Annotated in this window: 18 protein-coding genes; 8 read left to right on the plus strand and 10 right to left on the minus strand. The window is 70.2% G+C overall.

Features of this window, described 5'->3' with window-relative positions; translation table 11 throughout:
* Positions 1-82: 82 nt before the first annotated feature.
* On the plus strand, positions 83-2,686 hold the full coding sequence (locus tag ACX80I_RS08535) for a DNA gyrase/topoisomerase IV subunit A (protein WP_459344681.1): 2,604 nt from the start codon (positions 83-85) through the stop codon (positions 2,684-2,686).
* Between the two features lie 16 nt (positions 2,687-2,702).
* Here ACX80I_RS08535 and map read toward each other — a convergent pair whose 3' ends face one another.
* Positions 2,703-3,476: a type I methionyl aminopeptidase gene (gene map, locus ACX80I_RS08540; RefSeq protein WP_459344682.1), complete on the minus strand. Its 774-nt coding sequence runs from the start codon at positions 3,474-3,476 to the stop codon at positions 2,703-2,705.
* A gap of 68 nt (positions 3,477-3,544) precedes the next feature.
* On the opposite strand from map, the gene ACX80I_RS08545 reads away from it, so the two are divergent.
* The gene (locus tag ACX80I_RS08545) at positions 3,545-3,847 is read left to right on the plus strand and encodes a helix-turn-helix domain-containing protein (RefSeq protein ID WP_459344683.1); all 303 of its coding nucleotides are present in this window, start codon (positions 3,545-3,547) and stop codon (positions 3,845-3,847) included.
* Between the two features lie 54 nt (positions 3,848-3,901).
* On the opposite strand, the gene ACX80I_RS08550 is transcribed toward ACX80I_RS08545, so the two are convergent.
* The 4 genes from ACX80I_RS08550 to ACX80I_RS08565 all read right to left on the minus strand — a co-directional run bounded on the left by ACX80I_RS08550 (position 3,902) and on the right by ACX80I_RS08565 (position 11,261).
* Positions 3,902-4,942: a GNAT family N-acetyltransferase gene (locus tag ACX80I_RS08550; RefSeq protein ID WP_459344684.1), complete on the minus strand. Its 1,041-nt coding sequence runs from the start codon at positions 4,940-4,942 to the stop codon at positions 3,902-3,904.
* 68 nt (positions 4,943-5,010) lie between these two features.
* The gene (cydD, locus tag ACX80I_RS08555) at positions 5,011-8,565 is read right to left on the minus strand and encodes a thiol reductant ABC exporter subunit CydD (protein ID WP_459344685.1); all 3,555 of its coding nucleotides are present in this window, start codon (positions 8,563-8,565) and stop codon (positions 5,011-5,013) included.
* Positions 8,566-8,585: 20 nt separating this feature from the next.
* The gene (gene cydB, locus ACX80I_RS08560; protein WP_459344686.1) at positions 8,586-9,608 is read right to left on the minus strand and encodes a cytochrome d ubiquinol oxidase subunit II; all 1,023 of its coding nucleotides are present in this window, start codon (positions 9,606-9,608) and stop codon (positions 8,586-8,588) included.
* Positions 9,609-9,683: 75 nt separating this feature from the next.
* Positions 9,684-11,261: a cytochrome ubiquinol oxidase subunit I gene (locus ACX80I_RS08565; RefSeq protein ID WP_459344687.1), complete on the minus strand. Its 1,578-nt coding sequence runs from the start codon at positions 11,259-11,261 to the stop codon at positions 9,684-9,686.
* 221 nt (positions 11,262-11,482) lie between these two features.
* Between ACX80I_RS08565 and ACX80I_RS08570 the strand changes: the two genes are divergently transcribed.
* From ACX80I_RS08570 to ACX80I_RS08580, 3 genes are all read left to right on the plus strand, one after another.
* Positions 11,483-11,851, plus strand: a complete 369-nt coding sequence (locus ACX80I_RS08570) for a BlaI/MecI/CopY family transcriptional regulator (RefSeq protein ID WP_459344688.1) — start codon at positions 11,483-11,485, stop codon at positions 11,849-11,851.
* 7 nt (positions 11,852-11,858) lie between these two features.
* The gene (locus ACX80I_RS08575; protein ID WP_459344689.1) at positions 11,859-12,863 is read left to right on the plus strand and encodes a M56 family metallopeptidase; all 1,005 of its coding nucleotides are present in this window, start codon (positions 11,859-11,861) and stop codon (positions 12,861-12,863) included.
* 256 nt (positions 12,864-13,119) lie between these two features.
* Complete coding sequence (locus tag ACX80I_RS08580; protein ID WP_459344690.1) at positions 13,120-13,416, plus strand: hypothetical protein; 297 nt, start codon at positions 13,120-13,122, stop codon at positions 13,414-13,416.
* A 144-nt stretch (positions 13,417-13,560) separates the two neighbouring features.
* On the opposite strand, the gene ACX80I_RS08585 is transcribed toward ACX80I_RS08580, so the two are convergent.
* Positions 13,561-15,669, minus strand: coding sequence for a DNA gyrase/topoisomerase IV subunit B (locus tag ACX80I_RS08585; protein ID WP_459344691.1), 2,109 nt, complete (start codon positions 15,667-15,669; stop codon positions 13,561-13,563).
* Between the two features lie 251 nt (positions 15,670-15,920).
* Between ACX80I_RS08585 and ACX80I_RS08590 the strand changes: the two genes are divergently transcribed.
* Positions 15,921-16,142: a DUF7455 domain-containing protein gene (locus ACX80I_RS08590; protein ID WP_087073639.1), complete on the plus strand. Its 222-nt coding sequence runs from the start codon at positions 15,921-15,923 to the stop codon at positions 16,140-16,142.
* Positions 16,143-16,357: 215 nt separating this feature from the next.
* On the opposite strand, the gene ACX80I_RS08595 is transcribed toward ACX80I_RS08590, so the two are convergent.
* The 4 genes from ACX80I_RS08595 to ACX80I_RS08610 form a co-directional block, all read right to left on the minus strand.
* A complete protein-coding gene (locus ACX80I_RS08595; protein WP_459344692.1) occupies positions 16,358-17,575 on the minus strand; it encodes an RNA polymerase sigma factor in 1,218 nt (405 codons plus the stop codon).
* Positions 17,576-17,884: 309 nt separating this feature from the next.
* A complete protein-coding gene (locus ACX80I_RS08600; RefSeq protein WP_459344693.1) occupies positions 17,885-19,276 on the minus strand; it encodes a DUF4192 domain-containing protein in 1,392 nt (463 codons plus the stop codon).
* Positions 19,277-19,363: 87 nt separating this feature from the next.
* A complete protein-coding gene (locus tag ACX80I_RS08605) occupies positions 19,364-20,704 on the minus strand; it encodes an MFS transporter (protein WP_459344694.1) in 1,341 nt (446 codons plus the stop codon).
* Positions 20,705-20,866: 162 nt separating this feature from the next.
* Positions 20,867-21,922: a proteasome assembly chaperone family protein gene (locus ACX80I_RS08610; protein ID WP_459344695.1), complete on the minus strand. Its 1,056-nt coding sequence runs from the start codon at positions 21,920-21,922 to the stop codon at positions 20,867-20,869.
* A gap of 313 nt (positions 21,923-22,235) precedes the next feature.
* Here ACX80I_RS08610 and ACX80I_RS08615 point away from each other — a divergent pair, with 313 nt between their 5' ends.
* Both ACX80I_RS08615 and lpdA read left to right on the plus strand, forming a co-directional pair.
* Entirely contained in the window at positions 22,236-23,783 is a 1,548-nt protein-coding gene (locus ACX80I_RS08615) for a leucyl aminopeptidase (protein WP_459344696.1), read from the plus strand.
* A gap of 372 nt (positions 23,784-24,155) precedes the next feature.
* Positions 24,156-25,538, plus strand: coding sequence for a dihydrolipoyl dehydrogenase (gene lpdA / locus ACX80I_RS08620; RefSeq protein ID WP_301228420.1), 1,383 nt, complete (start codon positions 24,156-24,158; stop codon positions 25,536-25,538).
* Positions 25,539-25,654 lie beyond the last annotated feature (116 nt).

A 25,654-nucleotide genomic window follows, 5' to 3' on the forward strand; every position in this document is an offset into this window, starting at 1 on the left:
TGCCGGAACCGCCTCCCCGGACCACGGATGCCCGCCGACCACCGATTTCGCACACCCGAGTTGTTGAGGAACCGCCACGCACATGGCCAGGCGCCAGAGCTCCGCCCCGCCGGAGGATTTCACCGAGAAGATCATCGACATCGATGTCGAAACCGAGATGGAGGAGTCCTTCCTGGAGTACGCGTACTCCGTGATCTACTCGCGGGCGCTGCCCGACGCACGCGACGGACTCAAACCCGTCCAGCGCCGCATCCTGTACATGATGACGGACATGGGCCTGCGCCCCGATCGCGGCCACGTGAAGTCGGCGCGCGTCGTCGGCGAGGTCATGGGCAAGCTGCACCCGCACGGGGACAGCGCCATCTACGACGCCATGGTGCGCATGGCCCAGGACTTCTCCCTGCGGCTCCCCCTGATCGACGGCCACGGCAACTTCGGATCGCTCGACGACGGACCGGCGGCCGCGCGTTACACCGAGGCCCGCCTGGCCGCGGCTGCCCTGACGATGACGAACCACCTCGACGAGGACGTCGTCGACTTCGTCCCCAACTACGACAACCAGCTCACGCAGCCGGAAGTGCTGCCGGCCGCCTTCCCGAACCTGCTCGTCAACGGTGCCAGCGGGATCGCCGTCGGCATGGCGACGAACATGGCTCCGCACAACCTGGGCGAGGTCGTCGCCGCCGCGCGGCACCTGATCGCGAACCCCGACGCGTCGCTCGAGGACCTGATGCGCTTCGTTCCCGGGCCGGACCTTCCCAGCGGCGGCAAGATCGTGGGGCTCGAGGGCGTCCGCGATGCCTACGCCACGGGCCGCGGGTCCTTCAAGACCCGTGCCACCGTGACGGTCGAGCAGCTGTCGGCGCGGCGCACGGGCCTTGTGGTCACCGAACTCCCCTACACCGTGGGACCCGAGAAGGTCATCGAGCGGATCAAGGATGCCGTCACCTCCAAGAAGCTGCAGGGCATCTCCGACATCGTCGACCTGACCGACCGCACGCACGGCCTGCGGCTCGTGATCGAGCTGAAGAACGGCTTCAACCCCAACGCGGTCCTCGCGCAGCTGTATCGCTTCACGCCGATGGAGGACTCCTTCGGCATCAACAACGTGGCCCTCGTGGACGGACAGCCCCGGACCCTCGGGCTCGTGGAGCTGCTGCAGGTCTACATCACCCACCGCATCCTGGTGGTGCGCCGCCGCACCTCCTTCCGGCTGCAGCGCAAGCGGGACCGCCTGCACCTCGTGGAGGGCCTGCTCATCGCGATCGTCGACATCGACGAGGTCATCCAGATCATCCGGTCCTCGGACGAGGCGTCCGCGGCACGCGAGCGCCTCATGTCCATCTACGACCTGTCCGAGATCCAGGCCAACCACATCCTCGAACTGAGGCTGCGCCAGCTCACCCGGTTCTCGCGGATCGAGCTGGAGAAGGAGCAGGAGCAGCTCCGTCTCGACATCGCGGAGCTCGAGGCGATCCTCGGGTCCGAGGAGCGACTCCGCACCCTGGTGTCCGACGAGCTCGCCGAACTGTCCGAGCAGTTCGCCACACCCCGGCGCACGGTGCTGCTCGAGTCGGAGGCCGCGGCGCCGCTCAGGGGATCCGTCCTCCCCGCTCCGGCCGGCAAGGGCGCCAAGGCGATCGTGCCGCTCGAGATCGCCGACGACCCCTGCTGGGTGCTGCTCTCCGCGTCCGGACAGCTCGCGCGTACCTCGGACCGCCAGCCGTTCGGCGACGGGCAGCGCATCAAGCACGACGCGTTCCGCTCCGTGCTGCCCTCGACGGCGCGCGGCGAGGTCGGGGCCGTGACCTCCGCGGGCCGGATGATCCGGCTCCAAGTGATGGACATGCCCGCTCTGCCGCCCACCGCCGGTGTGCCGAACCTCGCGGGCGGGGTGCCCTCGTCGGAGTTCATCACGCTGGAACGCGGCGAATCCCTCGTGGGGCTGGCGCCGCTCAGCGGCGTGGTCGCGGTGGGAACCGCGCAGGGCGTGGTCAAGCGCATCCAGCCGGACTATCCGCTCAACCGGGACGACTGGGAGGTCATCTCGCTCAAGCCGAAGGACACGGTGGTGGGCATTGCGGCCGCCGCGGACGAGGACGACCTCGTCTTCATCACGCGCCTCGCACAGCTGCTGCGCTTCCCGGCGTCGGCGGTACGGCCCCAGGGCCGCACCGCGGGCGGCATGGCCGGCATCAAGCTCGCCGCCGGGGATGCCGTCCTGCACTTCGGTGCCGTCGCGCGGAACGACGACCAGGGCGTGGTGGTGACGGTGGCCGCAGCCGGTGACGCACTGCCCGGTACGACGGCGGGATCGGCGAAGGTCACGGAATTCTCCGAGTACCCGGCGAAGGGACGCGCCACGGCCGGCGTGCGGGCGCACCGCTTCCTCCGCGGCGAGGAGACGCTGTCGCTGGCATGGGCCGGTCACGGTCCCGCGCGGGCTGCTTCCGCGAACGGGGTGGCCCGGGCGTTGCCCACGGAGCACGGCCGGCGCGACGGCTCCGGCGTTGCCCTGACGCAGCAGATCGACGCCGTCGGCCCCAGCCTGCTCGGCCTCATCGAGGCGTCCCGCCCGTCGGTTCCCGCGGCGGGCGGTCCGCTGTCCGATGCACAGGCCGTCGCGCCGGCTTCTGCGCCGGCGCAGGGCGCCGGGGACGACGACGCGCAGGGAACGCTGCTCTAACCGGACCAGGCCTGCGTCACGGTCGCGGCAGGGTGAGGATCTCGGCTCCCTCGTCGGTGATGGCGATGGTGTGCTCGCTGTGGGCGGACCGGCTGCCGGTCGCGCTGCGCAGCGTCCACCCGTCGGCGTCGGTGACCAGTTTCGCCGTGTCCGCCATGATCCACGGTTCCAGTGCGAGCAGCAGCCCGGGGCGCAGGACGTAGCCCCGGCCGGGCCGTCCGGTATTGGGGATGTGCGGGTCCTGGTGCATCGTCGATCCGATGCCATGACCCCCGAAGTCGGTGTTGATCGGGTACCCCGCCTCGCCGAGGACCGCGCCGATGGCGGCGGAGAGGTCGCCGATGCGGGCTCCGGGTCGCGCAGCGGCTATTCCTGCGGCCAGCGCCCGCTCGGTCGCGCCGATCATCGCCATGCTCTCCGCGGGCTTCGACGCACCGACCACGAAGCTGATGGCGGAGTCCGCAGCGATCCCGCGGAGCGAGACGGCGAGGTCGAGCGTCAGCAGGTCGCCGTCCGCGAGCGGGTAGTCGTGCGGCAGGCCGTGGAGCACGGCGTCGTTGACGGACGTGCAGATGTAGTGGCCGAACGGCCCGCGTCCGAAGGACGGCTCGTAGTCGACGTAGCAGGACTGCGCTCCGGCCTCCACGATCACGGTCCCGGCCCACGCGTCGATGTCCAGGAGGTTCGTACCCACCGTGGTGCGGCTCTTCACGGTCTGCAGGATGTCGGCGACCAGGGCACCGGCATCGCGAGCCCGGGCCAGCTCGGAGGGGTTCAGGATCTCGATCATGTGCGGCGCCCTTCGTACGCGACCAATAACTATACCGGCCATATTATCCCGGTACTAGAATCGGAGCCATGGTCAGATTGCCGCTCACTCCGGACGAGGTCGAGCGCGGGCAGCGCCTCGGCGCCCTGCTGCGGCGAGCCCGCGGGGAGCGCTCGATGCTCGGGACCGCGCTCGACGCCCGGGTGTCGCCGGAGACTCTCCGGAAGATCGAGTCGGGGCGCGTGGCGACCCCCGCCTTCCCGACCATCGCCGCGATCGCCGACGTGCTGGGCCTCTCCCTCGATGCGGTGTGGGCCGAGATCAACCAGCCTCGACGGGATGCCGAGCCGACTGCGTCGAACCCCGGTGCGCCCGAGCGGCTGGCCTCGTAGGTCCCGCTCCAGCGGCGAGATCAGCCCGCGGGCGGAAAAGCCTCAGTGGTTGGATCAGCCGGCGAGCGGGAGGTCGAAGACGATGGACCGCTGGGTGGGCTCGTAGCCCATCCGCTCGTAGAGCCCGAGCGCGCCGGAAGGATTCTCCGTGTCGACGCCGAGCCCCGCGTTGTCCATACCCGCGGATCGGTAGCGCCTCATCGCCTCGGCGAGCAGGGCCGGCGCCAGTCCGCGGCCGCGCCAGGCCCGCCGCACGCCCAACAGGTCCGTGTACCCCTCGGAGTGGCCGAGCAGTTCCTTCGAGTGCGGGTCGTAGCTCGCAAGCTGGTACGCCGCCACCTCGCCCTTCGTCGGGTCGACGAGCGCAAGGCTCCAGTCCGGCCGGAACTCGGGATGGCTGACCGTGAACTGCCATGACTCCTGGTCGCGGGGCTCGCTCCCCCAGTGGTCCTGGAAGGCGTCATTGTGCGCGAGCCGGACCAGTTCGGCGATGTTCCGGCCGGCGCCTTCCGCGAAGCTCACGAGTTCCAGTTCCGCAGGGAACGGCAGGTCGGGGATCGGCTGGTCGAGCGGCCTCGTCATCTCGGTGAAGTACCGGACGATCGTGCTGCCGCTTGCCCGGAGCAATGCCAGGTGCGAGGCGTTGCGTTCCTCGACGTAGTTCCGGAAGACGCCCGTCGCCTGGCCCGTCTCCCGCAGGCGCATCCCGGCGCGCCAGGTCTGCCAGGCGAGGACGGCCCGGCCGAGGCCACGACCTCGCCACGCCGGGTCCACACCGCCGGCACCGTGCACGAGCGAGGACCCGCGGTTCATGGAGAGCCGCCCGAAGGCGCGCGGCACGCCGTCGCCGTCGAAGCCGGCGATGGTGTCGCGGCGCGGGTCGTTCTTCGACGCCCCCAGGGCCTGCTCGAGGTCGGCGCGCTGCTCCACCCAGTCCGGCTCGTCCACTGCGGCGATGCGCCGGATCAACGCCAGCCAGGGTTCGATGTCCGGGTAACCCAGCGGCCGCCACTCCAGGAGGTCGGGAAGGGCCGGCGCCGCGGGTGGCTGCATGCCGGCATCGGCGTCCTGTCCGGGGATCTCGCGCGTATTCATGACGCCAGCGTAGGGCAGGGCGCGCGCAGGGGCGTGAACCCGTCCGCGGGTCGGACGGCGTGCCCCGCTCAGGGCCGGCGTACTGCTGCGCTCGCCAGGGGCGCGGACGTTCGGGCGCCCAGCGCCACCACCTCGTCGCACAGCGCCGCCTCGTCCCGGTCGTGGGTCACGAGGAGGACCGCCGTGCCGGGGAGTCCACTCCGGAGGTCGGCCAGCAGCGAGCGGGCGCCGTGGGCATCGAGGTGGGCCGTCGGCTCATCGAGGAGGACGACGCCGGACCGGGTCAGCAGGGCCCGGGCCACCGCGAGCCGCTGGCGCTGGCCGCCGGAGAGACGCGAACCGCCCGCTCCCGCCTGCGAGTCCAGCCCCTCCGCGAGGCCCGCCACCATGTCCGCCAGCCCGACGGCGCGGATCGCGGCGTGGAGCTCCTCGTCCGTCGCAGGGTCACCGGACGGGCGCGCGAGCTGCAGGTTCGAGCGCAGGCTGGAATTGAAGAGATGGCTTTCCTGGGGACACCAGGCGATGCGCGGCGCCTCGCCAGGGGTGGCAGGCCGTCCGTCGACGACGAGCTTCCCGCTGTCGAGCGGCAGGAACCCCAGCAGGGCCCCGATCAGGGTCGACTTGCCGCTGCCCGAGGGCCCGGTGAGCCCGGTCCAGCGTCCTGGGCGGAGGTCGAGGGCGACGTCGCTCACCACGGGGCGGCCCGGCTCGTAGCCGACGCCGGCGTGCTCCAGGGAGACGGTCCGCACCGGCGGGGCGGTGTGCCCCGCGCGGCTCCTGCCGCCCGCCTGCCCGCCCGCCTGCCTGCCCGCCTGCCCGTCGTCGGACGTGCCGAGCCAGGGCGTGATGCGACGGGCCACGGCCGACAGCGGACCCCAGTGCTGGACGGCCGACGCCCCCGCGACGAACGGTTCGATCAGGGCGAGCTGCATCAGCACCAGGACGGCCGTGAGATCGGCGGGCAGGCCCGGAGCACCGAGCAGGATCCCGAGCGACGCGGCGCAGCAGACAGCGACGATGACCGCGGTCGAGGCCCCGGCAGCGCCCGCCGACCGGCGGGAAGCCGCCGCGGCACGGCCGTCCAGGCGCCGCGTCGCGTCGAGGGCGGCCCGGTGGGCGCCGTTCACCCTCAGGCCGGGCGCTGCCCTCAGCAGACCGGCGACGCGTTCGAGCGCCTCCGCGCGCACCTGCACGCCGGCAGCACCGGCGGCCTGCTCACGCGCCACGGCGATCGCCGGGGCGAGCACGAGGGCACCGCCGACGGACACGAGTTGCCAGCCGAGGGACGCGGGGTGCAGCACGGCGGTGGTGACCAGCGCCGCTCCTCCCGTGAGGACGGCCGTGACGACCGGCAGGACGGCGCGCGACGACAGGTCACGCAGTTCGTCGACATCTCCGACGAGCCGCTCGATCCCCCCGGAACCGCGGGCGATCGTGCGCCAGGAGCGGCCGGCCTGGAGGAGTCCGGTCCAGAGCCGCAGCCGGGTGTCGTCGGCCCGGGAGAACACGGCTCGATGCAGCCAGAGGCGCTCCGCATACCGCAGGAGGGACCGCCCGATGCCGAAGAAGCGCACCCCGACGATGGCGGTGAGGAGGTACAGGATCGGCGGCTGCTCCGCGGCCCGGACGATCAGCCACCCGCTCAGCGCGGTGAGGGCGACGGCGAACACCGAGGCACCGAGGCCCAGGGCGGCCGCCGCGAGGAACCGCCGGTCCCAGGGTCGGACGAGGGCCAGCACCTCCCTGGCTCGGCGGAACCAGGAGGTCGTGTCGTGGGACCGCCGCTGCGGCACGAGCCCGTCGGGTGAGACCGGCTGTCCGGCGACGATCGCCGGGGATGCCTGCGGGTCAGGGCGGCCCGGGGCCGCCTGTCCGGCGGGACCGTGCCCGAGGCGGATCTCGGCCGACGCGACGTCCGCCGTTTCGTCGTCGTGCGCGATCAGGAGGACGGTCAGGCCGGGCCGGCGCGACCGGATGGCCTCGCGGATGGCACGGGATGCCTCCGCGTCCACGTGCGCCGTCGGCTCATCCAGCAGCAGGAGCCGGACCGACGGGTCCTGGGCGCTGAGCAATGCGCGTGCGACGGCGACCCGCCGCACCTCGCCGGGGCTCAGCTCCGCGCTGCGCCGCACTGCGAGTCCCGCACCGCCGACGGCAGCCAGATGTTCCTCGATGGCCGGGGAATCCGCGGGCAGCCCGCCGTACAGGGCGAGCTCGTCACGGACCGTCCCCATCAGGAGTTGCGGGTGCTGCGGGACCCAGGCGATGCCACCGTCGAGCCCGGAGACGCGCCCCTCCAGGAGGAGCCCTGCCGGGACGGCCGCTGCCCCGGCGAGCGCCCGCACGAGGGTGGACTTGCCGGAACCGCTCGGGCCCCGGAGGGCGGTGACGGAGCCGGGCTCGAGCACGAACGAGACGTCCTCGAAGACGGGCGCGAGTACGCCGTCGTAGCGGGCGGAGAGCCGCTCGACGCGGATGCTGCCCGGGCCGGCCGGGAGCTGTTCCACCGGGGGGACCGCCGGGCGGACAGGGGCGTCGATCACCGCGCGGACCCGGGTGCCGGCCTCCTCGCCGTCCTCGCTGGCGTGGTGGGCGGCACCGACGTCGCGCAGGGGCCCGTAGCACTCGGGCGCCAGGATCAGCGCGACGAGGGCCGTCTCCAGACCGAGGTCCCCGTGGATGAGGCGCACGCCCGCGAACACGGCGACGACGGCGACCGAGATCGTACTGATGAGTTCGAGCGCGAGCGATGAGAGGAAGACGGTGCGGAGCGTCGTCATGGTGCGCGAGGTGTAGGTGCCGGCGATGTCACGCAGGGCGCGCGTCTGCTCGGCGGCGCGGCCCAGACCCACGAGGACGGGCAGGCCCTTCGCGAGTTCGAGCAGGTGGTCGGACAGGCGCCCCAGGGCGGCGGCGGCCTCCTGCGTGCGCTCCTGCGTGTGGAGGCCGATCAGCGCCATGAAGACGGGCACGAGCGGCACCGTGAGGACGATGATGAGGGCGCTGACCCAGTCGGCTGCCAGGATCCGCGCACCCACGAGGAGCGGGACCACCGCGCAGGTGATGAGCGCAGGGAGGTACTGCGTGTAGTACTTGTCGAGGCCGTCGATCCCCCGGGTGAGGAGCACGGCGAGGGAGCCCTGCCCGCTGCCGGCCGGCGCTGCCTGCGTGGTGCCGCCGTCGTCGAGCACGCGGAGCAGGGCGGCCTCGCGCAGCCGCTCCTTGACTCCGAGCGCGAGGCGGGCGGCGGTGGCGTCCTGGCCCCACGCGGCGAGGGTCCGCAGCGCGGCGCCGAGGACTCCCTGCAGCAGGACGGCGCTGGCGTCGAGGGATCCGGTGGCTACGGACGCGATACCGAGTGCGAGGGCCTGGGCCAGGAGCACCAGCCCTCCGGCGCGGGCGGCGGCGAGGACTCCGAGAAGATAGACCGCCGACGCCGAGCCGGCGGCTCCCGCCGGCCCCCCGGACCTCAGCACGGCCATCGGCGACACCCGGCGGGCCTCGGGCCGGGCCTCCTGTGCGGCCTCGTGTCCAACCTCGTGTCCGGCCTCGTATCGGCTGGTCCCGGCGACCGGTCCGCTGGTCCCGGCGACGGCCGGGGCGGGGCTGGGGAGATCGGGCACGGGCGTCCTGGTGGCTCCGCTCACAGGGCTGTCACGGCGTGCGCCGCGGGAATGCTGGCCTCGGAGACGCGCTGCCGGAAGACCCAGTACGTCCAGGCCTGGTAGGCGAGGACGAGCGGAACTCCGAAGCACGCGACCACGCTCATCAGGCCGAGCGTGTAGGGCGAGGAGGAGGCGTTCTGCACCGTCAGGTCGAACGCCGGGTCGAGGGTCGAGGGCAGGACCACGGGGAACGCCGCACCGAAGATCGATCCCACGAGCGCGAGCATCCCGACTCCAAGCGCGGCGAACGCGCGCCCGTCGCGGCCCGCGACGGAGGAGCGGTAGGCGGCAGCGAGGGCTCCGACGGCGAGGACGGCGGCGAGCCAGGTCACCACCGACCCGGTGTCGAGCTGGACGAGGAGCGCCCACCCGAGGAACGGGATCATCGCGACCGGCAGCAGGCGGCGGAACAGGCGGTCCGCCTGCACCCGTACTCCCCCCTCGGTCTTGAGCGCGACGAAGGCCGCAGCATGGACGAGGCAGAACAGGACGACGCCGGCAGCTCCCAGGAGCGCGGAGCCGGTGGCCCAGGCGAAGGCCCCGCCCACGCGGTTGCCGTCGGCGTCGAGCGGCAGTCCCGTCGTCGTCAGCGCGAGGGCCGCGCCGATGCCTGCGGCAGCTGTGAAGGAACCGAGGGCGATCGCCCAGTCCCAGCGGTTCCGCCAGGCGTCGCTGTCCCGCTTGCCGCGGTATTCGAAGGCGACGGCCCGGAAGATCAGGCCGAGCAGCACGAGCAGGAAGGGCAGGTAGAGCGCCGACAGGAGGGAGGCGTACCAGTGCGGGAAGGCGGCGAACATCGCGCCGATGGCCGTCACGAGCCACACCTCGTTGCCGTCCCACACGGGGCCGACGGTGTTGAGGAGGACGCGGCGCTGGGTGTCGTTGCGGGCCATCAGCTTCATCAGCATCCCCACTCCGAGGTCGAAGCCCTCGAGGAAGAGATAGCCGGCCCACAGCACGGCGATCAGGACGAACCAGACGGTAGGCAGTTCCTCGGTCATCGGAGAACCTTCCAGGCGTTCGGGGAGGTCGGGGATACGGGTGCGGGGACGGGTGCAGCGGTCGCGGCAGCCGGGTCAGTAGGCGAAGGACAGCACATCGCCGTCGTCCTTCCTGTCGGGGTCCGCGTCGTCGTGCGGGCCGGCGGCGTGCGCCAGCTCGGGCATGGCCGACGCCGTGCCGCCGCGTACGTAGGTGAAGAGGAGCCGGACCTCGACCACGAGGAGGACGGCGTACACGGCCGTCAGGGCGACGAGTGAGGTGACGAGTTCGGCCAGCGACACGCCGGGTGAGACGGCCGCCGCGGTGAACATGAAGACACCGTCGATACCGGAGGGATCCGGGTTGGGAGCGACGACGAACGGCTGCCGTCCCATCTCGGTGAAGATCCAGCCCGCGGAGTTCGCTCCGAAGGGAGCGAGGATGCCGAACACCGCGAGCCTCATGAGCCACCGGGACTCCGGCACGGTCCCCCGGCGGAGGACCCAGAGGGCTGCGGCGGCGGCTGCTGCGGCGATCGCGCCGAAACCGATCATGATGCGGAAGCCCCAGTAGGTCACCTCCATGACGGGCAGGTAGTCGATCGCGGTGCCGGCACGTTCGCCGTACATCGGGTCGTCCGGGAGCGTGGTGCCGTACTTCTCCTGGTACTCGGGCAGGAGGGTGTTGACACCCTTGACCTCCGTGGTGAAGTCTCCGTTCGCGAGGAAGGACAGCACGCCGGGTACCTCGATGACCGCGGTGATGTCATCGCAGCTCTGCGCACCGAGGTTGCCCACGGACAGGATCGAGAAGCCCGTCCCGTCGTGGCAGGCGGCCTCCGCGGCGGCCATCTTCATGGGCTGCTGGTCGAACATGAGCTTGCCCTGCAGGTCGCCCGTGATCCCGGTTCCCGCGAAGGCGATCATGGCGACGACGGCGCCGGCCCGGGCCGAGCGGAGCCATACCGCGTGGTCCACCGCACCCCGGGCACCGGCCGGGTCGCCGACGACGACGGTCCCGTCCTCGCCGAGGGTGTCGAGTCCGTCGCGGCGCCGCTTCCACAGGTGGTACCAGCTGATGCCGAGGAGGAAGGCCCCGGCGACCGCGAGGGCGCCGAAGACGGTGTGCGGGAAGGCGACGAGGGCCGTGTTGTTGGTGAAGACCGCCCACGCATCGACCATCACCGGCCGGCCGTCGACCATCTCGACGCCCACGGGGTGCTGCATCCAGGAGTTGGCCACGAGGATGAAGTAGGCGGAGAGGACCGAGGCCAGGACGGCGGCCCAGAGGCACAGCAGGTGGACGAGCCGGGGCAACCGGCCCCACCCGAAGATCCAGAGGCCCAGGAAGGTCGACTCGACGAAGAAGGCGAGCAGCGCCTCCATGGCCAGGGGCGCCCCGAAGACGTCGCCCACGAAGCGGCTGTATTCGCTCCACGCCATACCGAACTGGAACTCTTGCACCAGACCCGTGGCCACGCCCATGATGAAGTTGATGAGGAAGAGCTTTCCCCAGAACTTCGTCATGCGGAGGTAGGCCTCCTTGCCGGTGCGGTGCCACAGAGTCTGCATCCCGGCAACCAGGAGCCCCAGCCCGATGGTCAGGGGGACCATGAGGAAGTGGTAGACAGTGGTGATTCCGAATTGCCACCTGGCAATTTCCAAGGCTTCCATCGGGCCCTCTCAGCAGCGCCGGGCGTCGGCGACGGCGGGACTTCTACATGCCGTAGAAGAACTTCTTCTACACATCGTAGAACAAATTCCCCTTCATTTCTACGTGGAGTAGAAATGTTGGCCGCGACGTTGTACGTTGGATGCACCACGCTTCTGGCTCCCGGTGGGAGCGGGTCCGGATCCGAGGCGGATCGGGATCGCGTTTTGATTGAAGGAAGAACATGGCAACGCTCGGAGACCTCGAACGCACAGTGATGGACCTGCTGTGGGCTGCGCCGGAGGCATTGACGGCGAATGAACTGCGCGACGCCATCGCCGAGGCGCCGATGGGAGAAGTGGGACGGGAACTCGCCGTCACCACGGTGCTCACGGTGCTGTCGCGCCTGGAGAAGAAGGGTCTTGTGGAGCGGGAGCGCGACAGCCGCCCGCACCGGTACAGGTCCGTCACGAGCCGCGAGGACCATACGGCCGAACTCATGCACGAGGTACTCGTGACGGCGCCGGACCGCGAAGCCGTCCTGGCCCGCTTCATCGGCAGCGTCTCCGAGGCGGAAGCAGAAACCCTCCGCAAGCTGCTCGGCGGCAGCTGACCCGTCCGTGTTCTGGGCCTCGTACCTGCTCGCGGCACTCGCGATCATCCTCGCGTGGCCCGCCCCGATCGCACTGTCACGCGCTTCCTGGCCCGCACGCGCACCCTTCACCGCCATGGTGCTCTGGCAGTCGATCGCGCTCGCCGGTGGTCTGTCCATGATCGGGGCGATGCTCGTCTGGGGCCTCCAGCCACTGGGCGACAACCTCGTGTCGGCATCGGCGGGGTTCTTCAACATCCTGATCGATGACGAGTCGGCCCAGACACTCGGCGTGATCCACGTCTTCGCGATCAGCGCTGCCACCCTGTTGTTCGGGCATCTCGTCTTCACCCTGGTCCTGACCTTCATCCGGATCCGGCGACAGCGCAGTCGCCACCGGGACATGCTCACCCTGCTGAGTTCTCCCGCGGCCGATCAGCCCGCGACGCTCGTGATCAGTCATCCCGCGCCGGTGGCCTACTGCCTCCCCGGCGGGGCCCGGTCCGTCACGGTCATGTCCGACGGCCTCATGGGCCTCCTGTCCCGTGCCGAGCTCGACGCGGTCCTCCTGCACGAGAGCGCGCACCTGCACCAACGCCACCACCTGCTGCTGTGGGCCTTCGCCGCGTGGCGGTCGGCCCTGCCGTGGCTGCCGACGTCGCAGCTGGCACAGCGGGCGGTGAGCGAACTCATCGAGATGCTGGCCGACGACGAGGCCCTCCGTACCGTGGACGAGCCGACGCTCGTACGGGCCATCGCCATCGTCGGCTCCGGTGCCCTGCCGTCGTCCTCCTCGCCGCAGGACGCGCTCGAGGATCCCCTCGGCGAGGAGGGCCGGCCGAGTCCTGCGCACGGGACGGCGGCCGTGACCGGCGGCACCACGGATGCGCAGTCGACCGCCCACCGGCTGCGACGGCTGCTCACTCCCCTGCCGCCTCTCAGCAGGATCCAGCAGGCCGCAGCCCTGTCCGCCGCGGGCCTGCTGCTGGTGGTTCCACCTGTCCTGCTGGTGGCTCCCGAACTCCTCGGCTGACCCGCCCTCCCTTTCGAAGGCCAGGCGCCGCCCTTTCCGCGTCGATCGTGGGCATCGGGTGGGCAGAGGGGGCGGAAAACGTCCTCCTCACCCCTCTTCCGCCCGGTTCTGGTCCTGCGTAAACTTCCCGGCACGGGCCTCGGTGGGCTCGTAGGGAGCAGACCTGCGCTGGGCAGTGTCGTGGTTTGCAACCACTACCGCGCGCGTGCGTCAGCGACCTGGAAGCAGGAGCACTTCTAGAGATCGAGGCACTTTCATGCGCAAGACATCACTACTCGGCGCCGCAGTCTGCGCCCTGGCACTGGCAGGCTTGAGCACGTCCCCGGCATTCGCAGCGGGCCAGGTGGAGAGAGGCACCGAGCACGCCAACTCCATCTGTTCGTTCTCGGGCCTGAATGATAATCCTGAGCAGGCCTTCCCGGAGGGTGGCCGCGTCCAGTCCTACGGACAGCTGGTGAGGCAAGGGCTCAAGGCCGAGTTCCCGAGCCCGGGCGAATTCTGCAACGGACACAAGTTCCCCTACCCCGAGGGGTTCGGCCCGGAGGCTCCGTAGCGGATCGCCGGCGCCGCCCCTCCGGTCTCGGGGCCGGCGCCGGCGATGCACGCCGTACCGCGCCCGGACGGGAGACACCCGCGGGACGGTCCGGTTCCGCCCCACAGCACCGAAGCGGCTCGGCCGCCCAGAAGTCGTGGGAGATCAGGCGTCGATGCGGTCCCGGTCGAGGGACGAGGCGCCCGCGACGATGAAGTCCTTGCGGGGGGCGACATCGCTCCCCATCAGCAGGTTGAACACCCGCTCGGCCGATTCGGCTTCCTGGATCCGCACGCGCCGCAGGGTGCGATGCCGCGGATCCATGGTGGTCTCCGCGAGCTGGCCCGCATCCATCTCGCCGAGGCCCTTGTAGCGCTGGATGGGTGACTTGTACCGCTTGCCCTTCTTCTCCATGGCGGCCAGGAGGCGTGTGAGTTCCGCTTCCGAATACGTGTAGATCATCTCGTTGGCCTTCGACCCACCGTTGATCACCTCCACACGGTGCAGGGGCGGGACGGCGGCGTAGACCCGCCCGGCCTCGACCAGGGGACGCATGTACCGGAAGAACAGCGTCAGGAGCAGTGTGCGGATGTGGGCGCCGTCGACATCCGCGTCCGTCATCAGGATCACCTTGCCGTACCGCCGCGCATCGAGCTGGAAGCTCCGGCCCGACCCGGCGCCGACGACCTGGATGAGAGCGGCACACTCCGCGTTGGACAGCATGTCCCCCACCGATGCCTTCTGGACGTTGAGGATCTTCCCCCGGATGGGAAGCAGCGCCTGGTAGTCGGAGGACCGCGCGAGCTTCGCGGTGCCGAGCGCGCTGTCACCCTCGACGATGAACAGCTCGGACCGCTCCTGGTCGTCGATCCTGCAGTCCGCGAGCTTGGCCGGCATGGTCGAGGTCTCGAGGGCGTTCTTGCGCCGCTGGGTCTCCTTGTGCACCCGTGCCGAAATCCGGGACTTCATCTCGGCGACGACCTTCTCGAGCAGCAGCGCCGACTGTGCCTTGTCGTTGCGCGCCGAGGAGGACAGGCGCGCCTGCAGTTCCTTCTCGACCACGCGCGCCACGATGGCCTTGACGGCGGAGGTCCCGAGGATCTCCTTGGTCTGGCCCTCGAACTGGGGCTCGGCGAGGCGCACCGTCAGGACAGCGGTCAGGCCGGCGAAGACGTCGTCCTTCTCGATCTTGTCAGTGCCGGCCTTCAACTTGCGCGCGTTGGCCTCGATGACCTTGCGAAAGGTCTTCAGCAGCGCCTGCTCGAAGCCACTCTGGTGCGTGCCGCCCTTGGGCGTGGCGATGATGTTCACATAGCTCCGGACCGTGGTCTCGTAGCCGATGCCCCAGCGCAGGGCGATGTCGACGTCGCAGTCACGCTCCACCTCCGCCATCTGGCTGTGTCCACGCTCGTCGAGCACGGGCACGGACTCCTTGAAGCGGCCCGATCCCTGGAAGCGCCAGACGTCCGTGACCGGCGCGTCGAGTGCCAGGAATTCGGCGTATTCGGAGATGCCGCCGTCGTGCTGGAAGACCTCCTCCACCGGACCCGACTCGCCCGGCGTGCCCGGGAGCCTCCGCTCGTCCCTCAGCGCGATGCGGAGGCCCGGCACCAGGAACGAGGTCTGCCGCGCGCGCGTCTGCAGCTCCTCGTAGGAGAAGGTCGCGTCGGGGGTGAAGATCTGGCGGTCGGCCCAGTAGCGGATGCGCGTGCCCGTGACGCCGCGCTTGGCCGTTCCCACGACCTCGAGGCGCGAACCGTCGAGGAAGGGCTCGAAGACGGACGTGGGCGACGGCGTCCGCGCATCCTTGAAGATCCCGGGTTCACCGCGCCGGAAGGACATCGCGTAAGTCTTGCTGCCGCGGTCGACGAAGACGTCCAGCCGGGAGGACAGCGCGTTGACGACACTCGCTCCGACGCCGTGGAGGCCGCCGGATGCCGTGTACGACCCGCCGCCGAACTTCCCTCCCGCATGGAGCTTCGTGAAGACGACCTCGACCCCGCTCAGGCCCGTCTTGGGTTCGATGTCCACCGGGATGCCGCGGCCGTCGTCGTGGATCTCCACGGAGCCGTCGGCGTGCAGGATCACCGTGATGCTCTGGCCGTATCCCGCGAGCGCCTCGTCGACCGAGTTGTCGATGATCTCCCAGAGGCAGTGCATCAGGCCGCGTGAATCCGTGGACCCGATGTACATTCCGGGACGCTTACGGACTGCTTCGAGGCCCTCGAGGACGGAGAGGTGCCGGGCTGTGTAGTCCGAAGTGGGGGGTGTCACGGTGGGAGAGTCTCCTTGGCGGAACGGCACGATCCAGGACAGGCGTCAGGAGGGTGATAGCGGGGAAAGAGTGCCTTCAGTTTATTACGCAGCACCGACATGGAGCGGACGGCGCGTCCTGGCGCGTATTCCCGGTACTCCGAGAAGACCGCATACCCCTGGTACGCCGGGAGCGAAAGGAGGCCCAACCTGCGAGGGCCCGGCAACGAATAGTGGTTATATGAGTACACGATCCACATGAGGAGGCAATCATGACCACTGCAGTAGCAACTCGCGAACTCACTGCCCTGGACCGCTGTGACCGATGCGGCGCCCAGGCCTACGTTCGAGCAGTCCTTCAGTCCTCCGGTGGAGAGCTTCTGTTCTGCGGCCACCACGCGCGCGCCGTCGAAGCAAACCTGAAGCCGCTCACTTCCGAGTGGCAGGACGAGACGAAGCGGCTTCACGAGAAGCCGGCCGTCGTCGGCGATTGACCGTCGATCGACGCACCCACTACCTGACGAACAAGCGCTCCGTGTACAGGCGCTGAGATACAAGGAAGGGCCCCCTCCAGCAGGAGGGGGCCCTTCCTGCGTCCGGGGCCGCTCCTGCCGCGGCGTCGCGCTCCGCGCCGACACTGCCCGGGCCGCTCCGGCCACGAAAAAGGGCCCTTCCCGGAGGAAGGGCCCTTCTCACGGATCCTGCCGGATCAGTCGAGGTAGTCCCGCAGCACCTGCGACCGCGACGGGTGGCGCAGCTTGGACATCGTCTTCGATTCGATCTGGCGGATGCGCTCACGGGTCACGCCGTACACCTTGCCGATCTCGTCCAGCGTCTTCGGCTGGCCGTCGGTCAGTCCGAAGCGCATGGCCACGACGCCCGCCTCGCGCTCCGACAGGGTGTCCAGGACCGAGTGCAGCTGCTCCTGCAGGAGCGTGAAGCTCACGGCATCCGCCGGCACGACCGCCTCGGAGTCCTCGATGAGGTCACCGAACTCCGAGTCGCCGTCCTCGCCCAGGGGGGTGTGGAGGGAGATGGGCTCGCGGCCGTACTTCTGCACCTCGACGACCTTCTCGGGGGTCATGTCGAGTTCGAGGGCGAGCTCCTCGGGGGTGGGCTCGCGGCCGAGGTCCTGCAGCATCTGGCGCTGCACGCGGGCCAGCTTGTTGATCACCTCCACCATGTGGACCGGGATACGGATGGTCCGGGCCTGGTCCGCCATGGCGCGGGTGATGGCCTGGCGGATCCACCAGGTGGCGTAGGTCGAGAACTTGAAGCCCTTGGTGTAGTCGAACTTCTCGACGGCACGGATGAGGCCGAGGTTGCCTTCCTGGATCAGGTCGAGGAAGAGCATGCCGCGCCCGGTGTACCGCTTGGCGAGCGACACCACGAGGCGGAGGTTCGCCTCGAGCAGGTGGTTCTTCGCCCGCTTGCCGTCGTGGATGACGAATTCGAGCTCACGCTTCAGTTTCGGATCCATGTCCGGGTCGGCGGCGATCTTCTCTTCAGCGAAGAGACCGGCCTCGATGCGGAGGGCCAGGTCCACTTCCTGCTCGGCGTTGAGCAGTGCGACCTTGCCGATCTGCTTGAGGTAGTCCTTGACGGGGTCGGCGGTGGCGCCTGCCGAGACGACCTGCTGCGCGGGGGCGTCGTCGTCATCGGCATCCGAGTAGACGAAGCCTGTGGTCGTGCCGACCTCCGCCGCTTCGGGCTTGAGGTCCTCGGGGTCGACGTCGGCGGCGACGTCCAGGGCGGGGTCCGCTCCATCGAGCGTGTCCACTGCGGCCTGTGCGTCCGAGGTCGAAGCCTTTGCTGCCGCAGCGGCTGAAGCGGCCTTGGTGGCAGGCTTCTTGGCCGCTACCCGGCGCTTGGTAGTGGTGGTACCAGCGTCTGTCGACGCGGGTACTGCTGTCTTCTTGACCGGCACAGAGAACCTTTCGTACGGCGGTGTGTGGTGCAATCAGAGGGACAACACCACTATGACCCTGTCAAGTCCGCGCTGATCTCCAGACGAATCCGGCCGAACCGACTCCCTAGGGAACGGTCCTGCCGCCCTCGCTATTCCCCCGGAAATCGCTCGTGCGCGACGCCCGTTCTGGAATGCTCGGTGATTTTCTGATGCACGGACCCCACCGGGTCTCAACCTCCATTGTCTCACGTGGTGGGCGCACGCCGGAAATGCGCGATGGACTTCGGTGCATGTCCTCCGCGCCGAAGGGAAGGCCCGAATCGCCGGTCACGCCGCACCCGGCGGTGCAGGGGGCGGACCGGGCGTCCAGGCGGTCGACCGCTTCCGGGCCCAGGCGGGTAGGCCTCCACGGCGGAGGAGTTCATGCAGCAGGCGGGCCAGCCGGTAGCCGGGTACCGCACGCTCAGCCGCCTCCAGGTAGACCGCCGCCCTGGAACCGCGTCCTCGCGCGTATTCGAACCAGGCGGACATGGTGAGGGCAGCCGCACGGGATTCGCCGTCGGACACCGCGGCGAGCCGCGCCAGGACGCAGGTCATCGCGTCGACACGATTCCACGCTATGGCACCCGTGTGCCGGCCGGCGAGGACGTCCGCGTAAAGCACTGCTGCACCTCCCCCTGTCGCCGGCGACCGCGTCGCCGCGGTCGTGGTCGCCGCCGTCGTGGTCGCCGCCGTCGCGGGCACCGCGGCCGGCTCCGCCATCGACGCTGCCACCTCTGCCAGCGCACTGCGGAGTCCCCCTGCGCACCGCGCGTCGGGGAGGATCCATCCGTCGGGTGGGGCCGCACCATCCGACGTGTCGGCAGCGGCATCAGCCGATCCCAGGAGACCACAGACGGCCGCTCCCTCCAGCGCTGCACCGGACCCGAGGCACGCACTCACCAGGAGGAAGTCGCGGACCGCCCGTGACTCGATACTGGCCAGGAGGAACCCCGCGATCCCGGGCTCGGCCCGCGCCTCGAACACCTCCGGTCGCAGGATCACGGCATCCCACACGGCGGACGTCGCCCGGAACTGAGCCGGTGCGGTCCACCGGCCGGCGCAGCACGCGGCGTAGTGTGCCTGGGCATCCTCGACGGCCGGTAGCCCCGGTGCGGTATCCTCTCCCCCGACGGCGGGCGCCACCCGGAGGACGGCCTCGGAGGGCGATGCGTCGAACGCGCTTCCGCCGAAGATCAACTCGGCGCCGAGAGGGCTGGAAAGGACGGCGTCCAGCGGCTGCCCCGGCCACGGACAGCATTCCTCGTCGGTACAGAAGAGGTCGCGCCACCCGGTCGGCGAGACGAGCCATCCTGCCCGGACCGGCAAGCCGGCGGCCAAGAGCACGGCGTCGAGGGTCCCCACCAGTCCGTTGCGCGGTGGTGGCTCCAGGCGCCGCCAGCTTTCCTTCGTATAGATCACCAGGAGTGTTCCGTCGGCCCCGGTGTCACCCTGCAGGAAGGACAGCACCCCCTCCGCGAACCCGAAGGAATCCGCCTCGTCGGCGGGCAGGTCCACCCGCAGGGTCGCACCCAGTCTCCTGGCCGTGCTCGTGAGCACCACGAGGCTCTCGTCGGGCATGAAGCCAAGCGCATGGGGTATATAGGACAGGATGTCCGCCGGCGAGGTGACGGCGAAGGACGGGGAGTGGTCCGGCGCGGGGCTCATAGGAGATGACATGCCGCCAGCCTGCTGGTCCTGCGCCGCGCGCGGTCGTCCTTCGGACCCTATGTGGACAAGTCCCGGGCAGGCGGCCCAGGGGCGAGCTCAGCCGCCCTGGGGCTTTCGTCCGGCCTTCTGGTCGCGGCGGCGCCGGCGCTCGCGGGCGAGGGCGTCGCGGATGGGCGGGACGACCACGCCCTGCTGGGCCATCTGCCGCCGCACCCTCCGCCGCGCGACGAGCAGGGCGGCGGTCCCGGCCGCGAGGATGACGAGTTGCACGGACATCGCCAGCCGGAAGGACGGGAGGGCGTAGAGATCGCCCTGCGAGAACCCGGTTCCGAGGAGGACGTCGAGGATGATCCCGATGACGAACATGGACAGGAGTGACGCCATGAACCCACCGATGTTGACGATGCCCGTCGCCGTTCCCATCCTGCCTGCGGGGTTGAAGGTGCGGGCGAAGTCGAAGGCGATCATGGAGCCGGGCCCGCCGATCGCCAGGGCGATCACCAGCAGCGCCAGGAGAGGCAGGGGCGCCGGTCCGGGGTGCAGCAGCACCGCGAGCCAGGCTCCGGCCATCAGGGCCACGATCGCGAGCACCATGGTGGACCGCCGCAGGGGGTGCCGGCCCACGTAGCGTCCGAGGAGCGGCCCGCAGGCGATACCCACGGCGACGAACAGCGTCATGAGGGCGGAGGCCACGCCCTCCCCGACCTTCTCGGCGCGCACCAGGTAGGGGTAACCCCACATGAGGACGAAGACGGTGCCGGGGAACTGGACGGTGAAGTGCGACCACAGCCCCAGACGCGTACCCGGTTGCTTCCATGCCTCCGCGAGCGAGATCCCGGTCTGTCGAAGTGTCTGCGGAGACCGCTCGCTGACGTGCGGCGAGTCGCGGATCACGGTGACGGAGAGGGCGACGGCGAGCGCGGAGAAGGCGGCGGCCGAGAGGAAGGCCGTCTGCCACCCGAACGTCGACAGCAGTGCCACGAACGGCAGGACGGAGACCACCTGGCCCAGCTGACCGATGATGCCCGTCCACTGGGTGAGGACCGGGATCCGCCGGGGCTCGAACCAGGCGGGCAGCAGCCGAATGACACTGATGAAGGTGGTGGCGTCCCCGGCGCCCACGAAGAGGCGCCCGACGATGCCGGCAGCCACGGAGTCCGCGAAGGCCAGCTGTGCCTGGCCCAGGGCCATGAGCACTCCGCCCGTGACGATGAGGACACGGGGACCCCACCGGTCCACGAGGACACCGACGGGCACCTGCAGTCCCGCGTAGACGAGCAGCTGCACCACGGTGAAGACCGACAACTGCGACGCGGAGGCTTCGAAACGATCTGTCGCTTCGAGTCCGGCCACCCCGAAGGTGGTGCGCTGGGTGACTGCGACGAGGTAGGCCGCCACACCTGCTGCCCAGACCAGAAGCGCCCTCGAAGAATTCACGTCCCCATTATTGCGCGGCGCGTCGGACGCCCCGCTCCTGCTTCGCCCGGTTACGTCAAAGCCCGGGTATGGGAAAACCCGCCCACCGGTGCGGTGGGCGGGCTCGATGGTCGCGGCGGGAGTGCGCCCTGGTGGTGCGTCCCGGCTACGGGTCCGGGCGCCCTAGGCCAGGGAGCGCGGCTCCGGACCGGACGGTCCGTCGTCGTCGTGTCCCTCGGGCGTCGTGGGCTCCTCGCGGTCGCCGCGGCTGCCGTAGTCGATCGGGCTCGTGCCGAGGAACTCCGTGTCCCACAGCAGGGTGGACTCCTCCTCCGCCTGCGGGCTCGCCAGGTACGCCTCGACCGCGGCGCCCAGCTCCTCGGCGCTGGCCAGCTCGCTGTTCTCCTTGACCAGCAGTGACCGGCGCTCGGCTCCCTCCGCGTACTCGTCGTACCGCTTCTCCAGCGAGGCGACGACGGACTGCACTTCCGCCGAGTTGCCGACCTGCCGTGCGATCTGGCGCTCGACGTCGCGTCCCGTCTCACGCAGCCGGTCCGTCGGCAGCACCAGGCGTGCTGTGGCCCCCAGGTACTCGAGCCCGGCCACCGCGGCGGGCGGGTACTCGGCCTCCGAGAGGTAATGGGGAACGTGGATGACGTGGCCCACGACGTCGTGCCCGGCCTCGATGAGCCGGAGCTCCAGCACATGGCCGATGGACGCCTGCAGTTCGGCGGTCGGCCGCCAGGCGTTCATGCCGTCGATCAGGTCGGAGCGGTTGCCGTGGAGCGTCACGCCGATCGGACGGGTGTGCGGCACCGGCATCGGGATGGCGTGGATCCAGGAGATGAGGGGCACCTCGAGGTCCTCCACGAGTCCGACGACGGCGCTCGCGAACCGTTCCCACTGCAGGTCGGGCTCGACGCCTGTCAGGAGCAGGAAAGGCTCGCCCAGGCCGTCGTACAGCCGGTGCAGTTCGAGCCGGTGCGGCTGGTAGTCCGTGAGGTGGTCCTCGGCGAAGGTGATCTTCGGTCGCCGCCCGCGGTAGTCCATGAGCTGGTCGGCGTCGAACTCGGCAACCAGGTCGTGGTCGAGGATCTCCAGCAGCTCCTCGCTCACCTGGGAGACGACGTGCCCGGCGTCCATGAAGCCGGTGAGGCTCACGAGCAGGGGAAGCCCCTTGGTCTCCGGGTCGCCGAAGACCTCGGCGTCCGTGTTGTACAGGGTTCGTGGATCCAGCATGGCTCTCTCCTCGCGGTCGGGTCCTGCTGGTGTCAACACCGCCCGGGCCTGCTTCATTCCGGGTGCTCCCGCCGTTCGGCAGCCCTGTCCCGGCCCCTGCGGGTCCGGCGCCGGCCCTGCTCCGCGCGGCACCGGCACTGCCCGGGTGGAGCGCCGGCCCTGTTCCGGCGGGCTCCCACCGCTGCCGGGCCGCGCGCCGCCGGCGGCATGCCAGAGACTACGATCGTCAGGACGGTTCCCGGGCCACCAGCTACCGGAACCACGAGTACCGCTGCACCTGGACAACCCATCCGGACACGAGGAGACAGATTCTGTGATCAAGACGACCGAACTACACCTGACAGCTTCCGCGAAGGACCTCAAGAAGATTCCGAGCGACGCGCTCGTGATCGCGGTCGCCAAGGGGACGGACGGACCGGTCCTCCTCGACAGTCCGCTGCCGGCGAAGGCCGCGCGCGCCCTGGGAGATTCGCTCCAGGTGCTCGGCATCACCGGTGCCGCCGACGAGGTCCGCCGCCTGCCGGGACTGCCCGAGACCGGAGCCGACTCCCTCGTGCTCTCCGGTGTGGGAGCGGCGCCGGCCGGGGACGTCCTCGACCCGGAGACCCTGCGCCGCGCTGCGGGTGCCGCAGTGCGCCAGCTGACCGGCCTCGAGACCGTCGTGCTCGCCTTCCCCGCCGCCTCGGTCGCCTCGGCCACGGCGGTCGCCGAGGGTGCCGCCTTCGGTGCCTACAGCTACGAGGGCCACAAGTCGGGCATTCGGGCCGACGGCACCGTCGCACCCGCCAAGGACAAGGCCGCCGTCCGCAACGTCGTCGTCCACACGTCCGCGGCCGACGACGCCGACCTCGCACCGGCCTTCCGGCGCGCAGTCATCCTGGGCAAGAACGTCAACGCCACGCGCTCGCTCGTGAACCAGCCGCCCAGCCACCTGTACCCGGAGACCTTCGCGCAGGCCGCGAAGGATCTCTCCCGCGGGCTCCCCGTCAAGGTGACGGTGATGGACGAGAAGCGCCTCGAGCGTGACGGCTACGGCGGCATCCTCGGCGTCGGCAAGGGATCCTCCCGGCCCCCGCGCATGGTGAAGGTCGAGTACACGCCCGCCAGGTCCGCCGTCCACCTCGCCCTCGTGGGCAAGGGCATCACCTTCGACTCCGGTGGCCTCTCCCTCAAGCCCGCCGCCGGCATGCAGACCATGAAGCTCGACATGGCGGGCGCCGCCGTCGTCCTGACCACGCTCCTCGCCGTCGCCGAACTCGGCCTTCCCGCTCGGGTCACGGCGTGGCTCTGCCTCGCCGAGAACATGCCGTCGGGCACCGCGCAGCGCCCCGAGGACGTCCTCACCATCTACGGCGGACGCACGGTCGAGGTCCTCAACACCGACGCCGAGGGCCGCCTGGTGATGGCGGACGGCCTCGCCGCCGCAAGCGAGGAAGCGCCGGACGCCATCATCGACATCGCGACCCTCACGGGCGCCCAGATGGTCGCCCTGGGCACGCGCGTCTCGGGTGTCATGGGCGACGACGGGGTGCGTGACGCGGTCAAGGCCGCAGCCGACCGCGCGGGTGAGCAGTTCTGGCCCATGCCCCTGCCGGAGGAGCTCCGTCCGAGCCTCGACTCCCAGGTCGCCGACATCGCGAACATCGGCGAACGGCACGGCGGCATGATGACCGCTGCCGTGTTCCTCCGCGAATTCGTCGGCCAGGTCGACGGCGAGAAGATCCCATGGGCCCACCTCGACATCGCCGGACCGGCCTTCAACGAGGGCGGTCCCTACGGGTACACGCCGAAGGCCGGAACCGGTGTCGGCGTCCGCACGCTGCTGGCCTACGTCGAGGACGTCCTGGCCCGCACGGCCTAGGTTCCCCGCGGGAAGGGCGCCGTGCCACCCGGCACTGCGCCCTTCCCGCCCCTTCGTCCCGCCCCTTCGCCCGCCCCTTCGTCCCGCCCCTTCGTCCCGCCCCTTCGTCCCGCAGCTCGCCCGCGACTCCGCCCCTCCCCGCTGCCTCCCCCCGGCCGTTCCGCGGCCCGCAGGGGCGCCGCGTGAGACTGAGCACATCCTGCCGCTATGGCGCGTCCCACATGCACTTCAAGTGGATGCAGGCTTCTTCTGGGGATAGGGTGAAAAACGAGATTCCAGCAAGCACCTGCGACCGCACCGCGACCGCATCAGCAATCGATTTATCAACCGACGCGCCCTGCGCGTCAACAGACCACGCGAGGGAGCGTTCAAGTGGCCGGATCGGCAACTGCGCAAGAATTCGACATCCTGGTACTCGGTGGAGGGAGCGGCGGTTACGCCGCGGCACTCCGGGCGGTGCAGCTGGGCTTCACCGTCGGGCTCATCGAGAAGGGCAAGCTCGGCGGAACCTGCCTCCACAACGGCTGCATCCCCACCAAGGCACTCCTGCACTCGGCCGAGATCGCCGACGGCGCCCGCGACTCCGAGAAGTACGGCGTCAAGGCCAGCTTCGAGTCCATCGACATGGCCGCCGTGAACGCGTACAAGGACGGCATCATCGCCGGGAAGTACCGCGGACTCCAGGGACTCATCAAGTCCAAGGGCATCACCGTCATCGAGGGTGCCGGCAAGCTCGCCTCGCAGAACACCATCGACGTCGACGGCACGGTCTACACGGGCAAGCACATCATCCTGGCGACCGGTTCCTTCTCCCGCAGCCTCCCCGGTCTCGAGATCGGCGGCAAGGTCATCACGTCCGACCAGGCCCTCACGATGGACTTCGTGCCGAAGACCGCCATCATCCTCGGCGGCGGCGTCATCGGGTGCGAATTCGCGTCCGTCTGGAAGTCCTTCGGCGTCGACGTCACGATCATCGAGGCCCTCCCCTCGCTCGTGCCGAACGAGGACGCCTCGATCGTGAAGAACTTCGAGCGCGCGTTCAAGAAGCGCGGTATCAAGTTCAACACCGGCACCCGGTTCAAGTCCGTCCAGCAGAACGACAACGGCGTCGTCGTGTCCCTCGAGGACGGCAAGACCTTCGAAGCCGACCTCATGCTCGTCGCCGTCGGCCGCGGGCCCGTCACCCAGAACCTCGGATACGAGGAAGCCGGCCTCACCCTGGACCGCGGCTTCGTCATCACCAACGAGCGCCTCCACACCGGCGTCGGCAGCATCTACGCGATCGGCGACATCGTCCCCGGCCTCCAGCTGGCCCACCGCGGCTTCCAGCAGGGCATCTTCGTCGCCGAGGAGATCGCCGGTCTGAAGCCCGTCGTCGTGGCCGACCTGAACATTCCCAAGGTCACCTACAGCGATCCCGAGATCGCCTCCGTCGGCTACACGGAGAAGGCCGCCCGTGAGAAGTTCGGTGACGACCGCGTCGAGACGCACGAGTACAACCTCGCCGGCAACGGCAAGAGCTCGATCATCGGCACCGGCGGCATCGTGAAGCTCGTCCGCGAGAAGGACGGCCCGATCGTCGGAGTGCACATGCTCGGCAGCCGCATGGGCGAGCAGATCGGCGAGGCACAGCTCATCGTGAACTGGGAGGCGTACCCCGAGGACGTCGCCCCCCTCATCCACGCGCACCCCACGCAGAACGAGGCCCTCGGCGAGGCGCACCTCGCGCTCGCCGGCAAGCCGCTGCACGGCTGAGGCCGGGCACCAGCACACCACCGGCCTGGTCCACGCCCTGAGGGCGTGGACTAAGCTCGGTCGCAGGAACGTCAAGCATTTCCAGCTGGACCGGCGCCGCTCGCCGACCAGCTGCC

The sequence above is a fragment of the Arthrobacter rhamnosi genome, assembly GCF_054510855.1.